Source organism: Blautia sp. MCC269 (assembly GCF_018785655.1).
Classification (GTDB): domain Bacteria; phylum Bacillota; class Clostridia; order Lachnospirales; family Lachnospiraceae; genus Blautia_A.
The window spans coordinates 1-11,480 of the sequence record NZ_WQQE01000052.1 but is presented as its reverse complement, the minus strand read 5'-3'; the positions used below and the strand labels follow the sequence as shown (position 1 = coordinate 11,480).

The window sequence follows — 11,480 nt, the reverse complement described above, 5'->3', positions numbered from 1 at the left end:
AAAGGACGTACACATTTCAGGAATCTTAAAGTTTCTTTTTAATCTTTAATTTCATAATTTCTGCTTATTATTCAGGCTTTCGATTTTTCTGATCGTATGGCCCTGGTTTCCTACGCTTATTTTTCTTCCCTGCTTCTTCTTTTCCTATTTTTCTTTAAAATCTGTTGCTTCTCTAAGACTGATTTTCTCTTAAGTTGACGCTATGTTTACCACATTGGTACCTGACCCCAAGTGGCTTTTCGTCTCTTTCTTATGAACTCCTTCATTCTACAATTTTACAAAAGAAATTGCAATTCATCTCAAAAAAAGATGTCCGCAGACGTACCAAAATACGCTGCAGAGATCCGATGCCTGATCCATGGTCAGGCGGTTACTTAATGCACGCTGTGCTAAAACAGAAGCTGAAGTCCCATTGCAATGATCCACATATATGCACAGGTCTTCGGGATCATCAGTAATCCGACCTTGGGCTTTGTTTTGCTGAATAAGGTTACCGGAAGATAACATCCAAAGGAAATGATGATCGCAGCAACCATTCTTGTCATGTGATACCCATTCGCATTTCCGGAGATCGCATACAGAATGATCACACCGATACCGGTAACTGCAAAAACTGCATTTCTCAGGATGGATAATTTCATATTTCCATCATCTGTACACCAGTTATTCTGAGGAAGGAAGCATACCACGATCCTGATGATCGCAGAGATCCAGATCATTGCTTCCACTGTAGCCGGTGCGTTCAGCTCCGGGAAGGTAAGCTTCCATACATACAGTAAAATAATATAAAATACAGTCATCGTAATCGAAGATACCTGTAATCCGATTCCCAGCTGTCTTTTGATCTTCTCACTGCTTCCATGGACAGCTCTGATGATCCTTGGCACCAGATGGAACGCATCTCCGCCACAAAGTGTCAATGTCAGTACTCCGTAAAGGATAAATAAAGGGTTTCCCTTCGAAAATACAAAGAAAAGAATTCCTGCGATCAGATCAAAGATCAAATATCCTGCGTCAAATATTGCCTCCATTATGTCCGGCATGTTTTTCTTACTGCTTTCTCTCATGCTTCCTGCTCCTTTGTGATCAATTGTTTATAACAAAAATAATTTCTGGTAAATACAACTCCCGCCAGGGCCAGTGCACAGCCGAGACCGGAATAGAAAAAGGCAACGAAGATATCAGGGAATATTCCCGCTGCCCTGAAACCAATTCCTCCGCTCATCATGCAAGTCATGATCAGATATGCTTTCAGATCAAAAAAATGCCAGAACGGACGGTGACTCTCATATCCCAGGATCCTTTTGGTATGCTTTTTGCTCATCTTATAAAACATCATGCCAAACAAAAAAAATACAACGACCGAAAACAGATACAGATACCACTTCCGATCGATCACCCGGTATGATAATATCCCAAGTCTGGCAACGTTAAATCCGGCGATCAGCCATACAATACCCGCGATCAGCAAAAGAGTCCTTTTCTTTACATGAAATCTCTTTTTCATCATCTCACCTCATATATTTATCCGCATTTTCGCAGATCTTATGAAACACCTCTTTGCAAATACGCTTCTCTTCCCCTGTCAGTCCGTCCAAAGCGATCTTTGCAAATTCCTTCTGTGCTTTTATTCCATCTTCAATGATCAGATCTGCCTTATCTAATAAAACGATCTCGATATGCTTCTTATTGTCCGCACTCTGGATCCTTTCGATCAGACCTCTGCTCTCCAGATTTTTCAGAGAAGAGGACACGTGAGATTTCGTCGACTTACGGACCTTAACGATCTCAGCCGCAGTATTATGCTGCGGATTGTTGTGCAAAAACATAAGGATATCATATTCCATATGCGTCAGCTGATATTTCTCGCATACACTCCCTGTGACTTTTTCATAACAGCTTGTTATCGTTTTATGCTGATCCCAGAAAAACATAACCTTCCTCCATATCTCTTCGTTCTATTTAGAACGATTGTATGGCATTGCTCCATATTTGTCAACCATAAAATATCTTCTTTTAACATTTATATAGAGCTGCCACAAAATAAAAGCTGCCGCTTTGCGATCTATCAACCGCTAAAGCGACAGCTTTCTTCTAAGCCGTATTTATTTAGGATTTTTCTTTCCTTTTCTGACTCTGATCCTGCGGATCATCCTTCGGATCAGAAATACCACAAGCACAATGATCACAATAAAGAGCAGGCAAATACCTGCGATCATTGCCGAAAACTTATTGGGCTGCTTCACCAGATCAATGATATTTCTGCTGTCCTCCACAACCTTACGTCCATGTGTCGTCTCATAATATTCCGGCACATTGGCAATTCCATCGCCATCTGTATCTTTAAAGGACTGCATATATCTTGCGATCGCATCCCAGGCCTTTAACTCCCTGTCACCTTCCATGATCGCCTGATCTTCCAGATTTTCAATAGGATTTCCATCCCTATCCTTCGGTTCAAGAGACAGCAGTCCATAGGACATTTTCATCACTGAACCAAGCATCTGGCCGGTATACAGATCTGTCACGACATGATACAGCTTATCATCCTGGATCTCGATCCGTTCTCCGTCTGTCCTGGTGAGATAACAATCTGTCACCTTATTCAGGATCATCCGATGTGGATTGTATGCAAAATTCAATCCACTGCAATATAACCTTGCCGTTGTCATAAAATCCGAAACAGAAGCGTCCACCTCCGCTGCCAGCTTCAGCTCCTTTCCGGTCAGGTATGCACTGATCAGCGGATATCCGGCAACACCGTCCTTTCCGATCCCCAGTGAAAAGGAATTAAAAACATCCTCTACTGTGATATCTCCCTTTGTGTATGTATCCCGCACGGTTCCGCTTGGAACAACGGCTACATCAACCGGATCACCATCATAATACTCGGAATTCTCCACTGCATATATGTATGCATCGGACATGATATCACCAAGATTCAGTTCTTCATGCTTCGTGCCCATTTCTTCCAGACTGTTGAATTCAACATCATTTTCAGCAAGAACCTCTTCCCTTGTATAGCCAAAATCGGAAAGATAATTCTTATCTACCGTATCCATCAGGGCATCGATCCGTTTCTGTGTCGCCTGATCCGGTTTTATCTCCTCAGAAACAGGAATCAGCTCATAGGATGTCAGCTCCCAACGTCCATCCTGCTTCTGTGTCATGGAAAGTGAGCCGAGATTTCTTCCGTATTCGCCGCAGGATACGATATATGTGTTCCCATGCTGAATTGCCTCTTTCAGCTCTGAGTGCGTATGTCCGCTGATGATCAGATCGATATCCGGCACCTCTTTTGCAAGGATCTCATCCTCCGATTTGTTTTCATCCTCCCAGGTTCCTCCATGGGACACACAGGCGATCATATCCACTTTTTCATTTTTTCTGATCTCTTCGACCGTCTGTTTTACGGCCTCAACCGGATCCTTGAACTTTAATTCACAGGTCGGTGCACATTCCAGGGCATCCTTACCGAACACGCCGACTACTGCAGCCTTTACATCTCCCTTTTGAACTACTACATAATCCTTCACACCGTAGTCTTCAAATGCCGACCGGATCTGCTTCTGACCATCGCTTAATCCATCCTGCTCCATGCTGTCCCAGTCCACGTTGCACACCACCAGCGCCGGCACTGTCTCACCGGAATCCTTCGCAGCCTCCAGCATATTTGCCAGTCCCTTTGAACGATAATCATATTCATGATTTCCCAGAGTCGTCACATCATACCCCAGATATCCCAGCATCCGAAGCTCTGCCGCCTCCGTATCGTATACGGTCTGGATCAGTGTTCCCATGGAAAAATCGCCGCCATCCAGCACCAGGGTGTCCGGATCTTCCTGTTTCTTTTCATCGATCAGGGTTTTGATCCTTGCAAATCCGCCAACCTCTTTTTGCTCCCCATCTACAATGGTTGAAAAGCTGTTCAAATGCGAATGTGTATCATGACTGAACAAAACGTCGATCTGCTTTGTCTCTGCCGCTTCCACCGGAACATTCCATGTAAGGGGAAGCAGCAATGTGACAGCAAGCATGATCGCCAGCAGCCTTGCTGAAATTTTCTTTCGTGTTTTCATAACCCTCTCCTTTTCATAAAACCATCAGCAATGTTCCTGCACCGATCAAAGCACACCCAAGCAGAGATCTTGCTGTAAATTTCTCGTGCAGAAAAACAAAAGCCAGTACCAGTGTGATCACGACACTCAGCTTGTCTATCGGCACAACCTTCGATGCATCTCCTATCTGCAGAGCACGATAATAGCATAACCACGAAGCACCCGTTGCCAGACCTGAAAGGATCAGAAACAGCCAGCTTTTTTTGCTGATCGCTGCGATCCCTCCCTGGGTATTTGTAAGGAAAACCATTCCCCACGCCATAACCAGCACCACCATCGTTCGAATCGCTGTTGCAAGATTCGAATTAACACCGGCAATACCTATCTTGGCCAGTATGGAGGTCAGCGCCGCAAATACAGCAGACAGTAAGGCAAACACAAACCACATAGTAACTCCCCCCTTAAATATAAGATTTTTCTTAACTATCCCAATACAAGTCCATCATATCATTTCCCCTCTGATATGTCACTATTTACAATTTCCTCCTCCGTATATTCCTCTATTTCTGTCTTTGTCACCTGTTTGATATGCTTTTTTTTCAGGCGCAGATATACGAATTCCCGAAAAATAGTATAGAACACGGAAAGCAGCGGAATGAAAACAAGCATACCTACAATTCCCATAAGATTTCCGCCGATCGTAACTGCTGCAAGAACCCAGATCGACGGAAGCCCTACGGATTCACCTACAACATGAGGATAGATCAGATTTCCCTCGATCTGCTGCAGCACCAGGAATACTATAATAAATAAGATCGCCTGATTCGGGCTTACCATAAAGATCAAAAAGCTTCCCACCGCACATCCGATGAAGGCCCCGAAAATCGGGATCAATGCCGTAAACGCAATCAAAACTCCGATCAGAAGTGCATATGGCATCCTCAAAATACTCAATATAACAACAAACATACAGCCGAGGATCACGGCTTCCAGACACTGACCTGCAAGAAAATTTGCAAATGTCCGATAAGTCAGAGAACAGACTTTAAGAAAAGCATCTGCTTTTTTCCCTGGAAGAAAAGCGAAAAATACTTTTCGGATCTGCACATGCAACTTCTCCTTCTGAAAAAGGACATAGCAGGCAAATGAAAAAGCAATAAAAAAGGTTGCCAATCCACTGACTATGGAACCCACTGCTGACATTGTGGTATTCATCATATTTCCTGCACCGTTTCCAAGAAGGCTTATCCCCCACTTGATCGCCTGATCCGGATTAAACTGTACCTGATCTACCAGCTTCATGATCTCCTGGTTATTATGGGAAAATTCCCGGATCCAGCTTTGCATCTGCGGAATAAAATCAGCGATGCTCATCATCAGGGTTCCCATTGTCCGCGTAAGCTGCGGGATCACACCAAACATCACCAGTACGATCACGCCAACCACAAATACGATCGTAAGAAGCAGACTTATCGGTCTTGCCAGTTTTACGACTATCTTATTTTCTTTTTTTACCCTTCCAAAAATTTTCTTTTCCAAAAAGCTCATTGGCACGTTGGTCACAAATGCGATCGCTCCGCCAAGTACAAAGGGAAATGCGATCCCCCATATTGCTTTCAGCACATCAAGCACCACATCAAATTTCCACAGAGCGATCACAAGAAATGCTGTAAACACAATAAGCTCCCGGATTTTTTTTACAGATATTTTACTTATATCCACTATCATTCTCCTCTTTTTCTTAATTTCATGCGTACCCATTTAAGCAGCTGAATGATCGGAAGACTTGCAAATGCATACAGATATACACAGCCAAGCTGCATCAGATCCAGGGTCTCTACTTTAAACAGGAGATGAAAGCCGGGAACCGTCAGTACAACGGTAATGAGTACTGCACCAAGTGCAAATGCCCCCTGAAGCCATTTATTATTAAAGAAACGTTTTGTAAAGATAACCGGATGATCCGATTTGCAGTTGAATCCATGGAACAAACGTGCCAGGCAAAGTGTTCCGAAGGCATAGGTACTTCCAAGCAGCGCACCATTCTGATGATATCCTGTCAAAAATCCGATCATCGTCATCCCACCGATCACAAAGCCTTCCAGCCCGATTTTACCAAGAAAATCCTTTGTCAGTATTGACTCGTCTGCTGATCTTGGTTTCTCATTCATCACCTCACTGCTGTGCGGCTCCACGCCTAACGCAATCGCCGGAAGACTGTCTGTCAAAAGATTGATAAACAGCAGATGTACCGGTGCAAAGGGAACCGGAAGTCCGGCAAGGGATGCACAAAGAACTGCCAGGATTGCACCAAAATTTCCGGACAAAAGAAACTGGATCGCATACTTGATATTCTGATATAAATTTCGTCCGTTTTCCACAGCTTTTACAATTGTTGCAAAATTATCATCTGTAAGCACCATTGCTGCAGCATCCTTTGCGACCTCGGTTCCGGTCACTCCCATTGCAACACCAATGTCTGCCTGCTTCAATGCCGGAGCATCATTCACACCGTCTCCGGTCATTGCCACGATCATCCCCTTCTCCTGCCATGCACGGACAATACGGATCTTGTGCTCCGGTGACACTCTTGCATACACGGAAATATTCGGAACAAATTCCTTCAGCTGCTCATCATTCATATTTTCAATATCAGCACCCTCACAGGCCTCCGACAGATCATATAAGATCCCGATCCTCTTTGCAATTGCCGCTGCTGTGATCTTATGGTCTCCTGTGATCATGACCGGTCGGATCCCCGCTTTTATACATTCTGCAACTGCAGCCTTTGATTCTTCCCTCGGCGGATCCATCATAGCGATCAGACCAAGAAATACCAGCTGGTTCTCATCTTCTGTCGTCAATACATGGTTCTCTGGAATTTCACGATAGGTAAATGCCAGTACCCGCAACCCTTCCATTGAAAATTCCTGATTCTGTCTCTGGATCTTTTCTTTATCTGCTTCTGTGATTTCCCGCACTCCGTCCTTCGTCCAGATCCTGTCGGTCAGCTCCAGAAGCCGGTCAACAGCACCTTTCACGATCATACGGTTCTCGCCATCGATCCTGTGAAGTGTTGACATCATCTTACGGTCACTGTCAAAGGGAAGCTCTCCTTCCCTTGGATAAAGCGTTCTTACCTCTGCAGCCTCGATCCCGTACCGGCTGCCCAGATTGATCAATGCTGTTTCCGTCGGATCTCCGATCTCCACACCATTTTCATTTGTTGAATCATTACATAAAATGCTGTAGTCCAAAAGACATCTCTGCGCCGGATCTGCCACATTGATTGCAGCTGCTGTGATCCTTTTTCCATCAATATAATAATCTTCCACTGTCATTTTGTTCTGTGTGAGCGTCCCGGTCTTATCCGAACAGATAACAGATACGCTTCCAAGACCTTCCACAGCCTGAAGCTTACGAATGATCGCATGCTCCTTTGCCATCTTCTGTGTTCCGAAAGAAAGCACAATTGTCACGATAGAACTTAACGCTTCCGGGATCGCTGCGACTGCAAGTGCTACTGCAAACATAAATGCACTGCTGATCTTCTCTCCGCGGAATACACTGATCGCAAACAGAATTCCGCAAAATATCAGGATCAGAATGGAAAGCTTCTTTCCAAAATCATCCAGATTCGCCTGAAGTGGCGTCTGTTTTTCCGAAGTTGATTTCAGAAGTCCCGCAATCTTTCCAACTTCTGTCTGCATTCCCACATTCGTTACAACTGCTCTGCCACGCCCATATGTGACAAAGCTTCCGGAAAACAGCATGTTTGTCCGATCACCAAGCGGTGCTTCCTCCAAAATAGTGTCCATACTCTTTTCAACTGCAAGACTTTCTCCGGTAAGAGCACTTTCATCGACCTTAAGACTTGCATTTTCAAGCAGTCTTCCATCGGCCGGGATCATATCACCTGCTTCAAGAAGGATCACATCTCCTACAACCAGTTCTCTTGCCGGGAGCTGTACCGCCACACCATCACGCAATACCTTTGCCTCCGGTCCGGAAAGCTTCTTTAAGCTCTGCAGGGACTGCTCAGCCTTTACTGTCTGCACAGTTCCCAAGATCGCATTGATCGTGATAACGATCACGATAACTGCTGCACTTTCCACATCTCCAAGCATACCGGATATCACTGCCGATGCGATCAGGATCAGCACCAGAAAATCCTTATACTGCTCAAAGAAGATCTGCAAAATACTTTTTTTCTTTCCTTCTGCAAGCTCATTCCATCCGCACTTCTCTCTGGACCGTCTGACCTGTTCATCGGTAAGCCCTGATTCCCTGCTTTCCACACGCTCGAGAACTTCCTCTGCTGTCTGCTGATAAATTTCCTTCATTACCTTTACCTCCTTTTTTGCAAATATTCACCAACTGTAATTTTTTTATGCAATAAAGGATTTTTTTGATAAATGATATAAAAAAAGAAACCCTTATTGCATAACAAAAAATGCAATAAAAGTCTCACCATTTCCCTGCAGCGCCGGATGTTTCCACCGTACTGACGACACTGCAAACGCAGATTTCCAAACGTAGGTTACTCCCCTTTATCAGGTTTAATAGTATAACAGGATCGGTACCTCTGTCAAGATACTTTATAAATCACACCTTGCAAATATGATACTCCGGCAACAAAAAAACTCCCATTTTTTGAGTGGGAGTCCTTCCGTTACCCTGGAAACATTATGGACCTGCAGCCGTTTTATTACCTTTTAAGATTTATTACTTTGATCAGCTACAATATTACCCTGCACAACTCTTCCCTGGTCTTTTCCTTTTCTCAGTCCTCGAACTACCTGTACATTTTTTATCACTGCTGATAAAAACAAAAACTCTTTGTAATAATGACTGCAAAACGCCTTTGTACATCCTTGTGTATTATTATTTTTTGCTATTTTTCTTAATGACAGCTATGGCTTCCACATCCATGCTCGCCACATGTATGTCCTTCCCCGTGGCTGTGCTCATGATGAGAACACTTAACATCCGGATTATAATCGAGTGTTTCATTGATAAAAGCTTCTACTGCTTCATCCGCATCTCCGGAAACTCCTCCGAAAAGCTTAATGCCGGCTGCCGCTAACGCTGTCTGTGCGCCGCCTCCGATTCCGCCACAGATCAAAACATCTGCATTCAATGCATTAAGAACTCCCGCCAATGCACCGTGTCCGCTTCCATTCGTATCTACTACTTCTGAATGTACTACTTTTCCTTCCTCTACATCGTAAATCTTAAATGTTTCTGTGTGTCCGAAGTGCTGAAAAATCTGTCCGTTTTCATATGTTACTGCTATTCTCATGATACCCTCTCCTTTTTCCACTGCATATTTTTTGTAAATTTCCTGCTTGTAACACCCTCCAAGGTTGCAGTTACTGCTCTGGCCGTCACAGATTCTGAAATCCCCACCCTCGATTCTGAGTGGATATCCATCAATGAGAGCATCTGCTATTTTCTTCCTGGCAATCTCGTAAATCCGTTGAACGGTTGTTCTTGCGACTTGCATAGATGCTGCGCACTGCTCCTGACTATAACCTTTCTTGTCCAAAAGACGGATTGTCTCGTACTCATCTACCGTCAGAACAATGGGTGTTTTTTTGTCAGTATCGTCTGCCGGAAGAAATTCTAAAACATTGGGGAAATGGCAAACTTTTCTGCATTTTACTGGTCTCGGCATAAACTGCTCCTTTCTCGCTTTTCTTATATAATAGCTCTATAAAAGGCATATGTCAATAACATTTTTGACATATGCCCACATCCCTCATTTCGAGTACCTGACCCCACTGTGGTAAAAACAATGGAATATTTTTCCCCTCAGACAGATGACCCTGATCTGTCTGTTTGTCGTGTCCAAAACCGATAATTCTCACTCTTTTTCTTGTAATTTTATTACATACATGTTTCTTTTAATCATACCGAACACTTTATCGAACATCTAGCTTAATAGCATTGCCTAGTGTGTTCCGCAAGCAGATGCCAGTTTATAGTTTATAGTTTATACTCTTTTCACAGAACTTTTATCCCAGCTTTCGAGTACCTGACCCCACTGTGGTCAGACCCCACTGTGGTCAACTTAAGAAGTTCATAAAAATTTTAGAATTCTCTCAAGCCTTGTTTTACCTGCATTTCAAAGAATTCTTCCTTCTTTTCTTAAAAAAACTATTGACAAAACCTCCCAAAAATGCAGCCGCTTCGCGGCTTCTTAATCAAATAGTATCTCCCGCCCCGGAGAAATTCAATTACATTTTCAGGAGGTTTCTATGAATCGAATCACTATCTGCAAAACAATCATCCAATTCATTAAAAATTATATTACAGATCCTTCCAAATTGGAACCCCATCGCGCCAAAAATCGTTTCATCCGCAGCCGTAAACTCTCTATGCTCCACATTATTATGTATCTTTTTTATTCTTCCAAAGCTTCCATGTATCAAAATCTCTCTTCTATCCGTGAAGATCTCCCTCAGCTGGACTTTCCTTCCGTTTCCAAACAGGCTCTTTCCAAAGCCAGGCAGTTTATTTCCCCTGACTTATTTAAGGAGCTTTTCTACCTCTCCGTTGACCTTTTTTACAAGCATATCCCTGCCAGAAAACTTTGGCATGGCCTCCATCTTTTCGCCGTTGATGGCTCCAAACTTGAACTTCCTAATTCCCCCTCTAACTTCGACTTTTTTGGAAAACTTTTTGGGCATCCAGATCCTAACCGCCAGTTCTCCATGGCTCTTTCCTCTATTATTTATGATGTCCTCGATGATTATATCGTCCACGCTTCTCTACATCATTATCTTGCTTCCGAACGTTCTGCCGCTATCGAACATCTCAAAATCCTTAAAGATCTCGGGATCTTCCATAACAGTATCGTTATTTTTGACCGGGGCTATTATTCTCAGGATCTCTTCTGCCACTGTACTTCTCAGGGGCATCTCTGTCTTATGCGCCTGAAAGACAACTTCAAGATCTCTAAAAACTGTTCCGGCGACTCCCTCTCCATAATCTCTGGTATTACTGTTCGGGTTATCGAAGTTATCCTTGACAATGGTTCCAAAGAATACCTTGCCACCAATCTTCTCGACTCTTCTTTTACTCCCGATATGTTCCGTGAACTCTACTTTTACCGCTGGCCTGTGGAAACGAAATATAAGGAATTGAAAAGCAGACTCGCCATTGAAGATTTCAATGGTGCTACCTCCGTCTCTGTTTTTCAGGAATTTTATATCTCTATGCTTCTCTCCAATCTTTCTTCTCTCATTAAAAATGATGTTGATCAGCAACTCCGTATTTCTTCTAAAAGTTCTAACAAACACCGTTATCAGGCTAATAGTTCTTATATCATTGGCCGCATGAAAAAGATTTTTCCTCAGATTTTATCCTGCAAAACTTCCCTTTCTTCCATTGATTCTCTCTTTCTTGATGCCTGCCGGT

Annotated in this window: 9 protein-coding genes; 1 reads left to right on the top strand and 8 read right to left on the bottom strand. The window is 43.4% G+C overall.

Going from position 1 to position 11,480, the window contains the following annotated elements:
- Nucleotides 1-389: 389 nt before the first annotated feature.
- The 8 genes from GPK88_RS16045 to GPK88_RS16010 form a co-directional block, all read right to left on the bottom strand.
- The gene (locus tag GPK88_RS16045; RefSeq protein ID WP_195567710.1) at nt 390-1,067 is read right to left on the bottom strand and encodes a hypothetical protein; all 678 of its coding nucleotides are present in this window, start codon (nt 1,065-1,067) and stop codon (nt 390-392) included.
- Complete coding sequence (locus GPK88_RS16040; protein WP_330385268.1) at nt 1,064-1,510, bottom strand: hypothetical protein; 447 nt, start codon at nt 1,508-1,510, stop codon at nt 1,064-1,066. Before GPK88_RS16040 ends, GPK88_RS16045 begins: the two co-directional genes overlap by 4 nt.
- A 1-nt stretch (nt 1,511) precedes the next feature.
- Nucleotides 1,512-1,934, bottom strand: a complete 423-nt coding sequence (locus GPK88_RS16035; RefSeq protein WP_174096138.1) for a MarR family winged helix-turn-helix transcriptional regulator — start codon at nt 1,932-1,934, stop codon at nt 1,512-1,514.
- A 171-nt stretch (nt 1,935-2,105) separates the two neighbouring features.
- The gene (locus GPK88_RS16030; RefSeq protein ID WP_174096137.1) at nt 2,106-4,079 is read right to left on the bottom strand and encodes a bifunctional metallophosphatase/5'-nucleotidase; all 1,974 of its coding nucleotides are present in this window, start codon (nt 4,077-4,079) and stop codon (nt 2,106-2,108) included.
- Nucleotides 4,080-4,092: 13 nt separating this feature from the next.
- Nucleotides 4,093-4,506, bottom strand: coding sequence for an EamA family transporter (locus tag GPK88_RS16025; protein WP_148447080.1), 414 nt, complete (start codon nt 4,504-4,506; stop codon nt 4,093-4,095).
- Between the two features lie 59 nt (nt 4,507-4,565).
- Nucleotides 4,566-5,780, bottom strand: coding sequence for an AI-2E family transporter (locus tag GPK88_RS16020; RefSeq protein ID WP_294409018.1), 1,215 nt, complete (start codon nt 5,778-5,780; stop codon nt 4,566-4,568).
- Nucleotides 5,781-5,782: 2 nt separating this feature from the next.
- Nucleotides 5,783-8,401: a cation-translocating P-type ATPase gene (locus GPK88_RS16015; protein ID WP_174096136.1), complete on the bottom strand. Its 2,619-nt coding sequence runs from the start codon at nt 8,399-8,401 to the stop codon at nt 5,783-5,785.
- A 560-nt stretch (nt 8,402-8,961) separates the two neighbouring features.
- Nucleotides 8,962-9,735, bottom strand: a complete 774-nt coding sequence (locus GPK88_RS16010; RefSeq protein ID WP_148447085.1) for a NifB/NifX family molybdenum-iron cluster-binding protein — start codon at nt 9,733-9,735, stop codon at nt 8,962-8,964.
- Nucleotides 9,736-10,318: 583 nt separating this feature from the next.
- On the opposite strand from GPK88_RS16010, the gene GPK88_RS16005 reads away from it, so the two are divergent.
- The coding region (locus GPK88_RS16005) for a transposase (protein WP_215708041.1) at nt 10,319-11,480 on the top strand (1,162 nt) is incomplete at its 3' end.

Coding starts and splice junctions, on each gene's coding strand:
- GPK88_RS16035 (WP_174096138.1), bottom strand. CDS start 1,934: ATGTTTTTCTGGGATCAGCATAAAACGATAACAAGCTGTTATGAAAAA.
- GPK88_RS16010 (WP_148447085.1), bottom strand. CDS start 9,735: ATGCCGAGACCAGTAAAATGCAGAAAAGTTTGCCATTTCCCCAATGTT.
- GPK88_RS16040 (WP_330385268.1), bottom strand. CDS start 1,510: ATGATGAAAAAGAGATTTCATGTAAAGAAAAGGACTCTTTTGCTGATC.
- GPK88_RS16030 (WP_174096137.1), bottom strand. CDS start 4,079: ATGAAAACACGAAAGAAAATTTCAGCAAGGCTGCTGGCGATCATGCTT.
- GPK88_RS16045 (WP_195567710.1), bottom strand. CDS start 1,067: ATGAGAGAAAGCAGTAAGAAAAACATGCCGGACATAATGGAGGCAATA.
- GPK88_RS16025 (WP_148447080.1), bottom strand. CDS start 4,506: ATGTGGTTTGTGTTTGCCTTACTGTCTGCTGTATTTGCGGCGCTGACC.
- GPK88_RS16015 (WP_174096136.1), bottom strand. CDS start 8,401: ATGAAGGAAATTTATCAGCAGACAGCAGAGGAAGTTCTCGAGCGTGTG.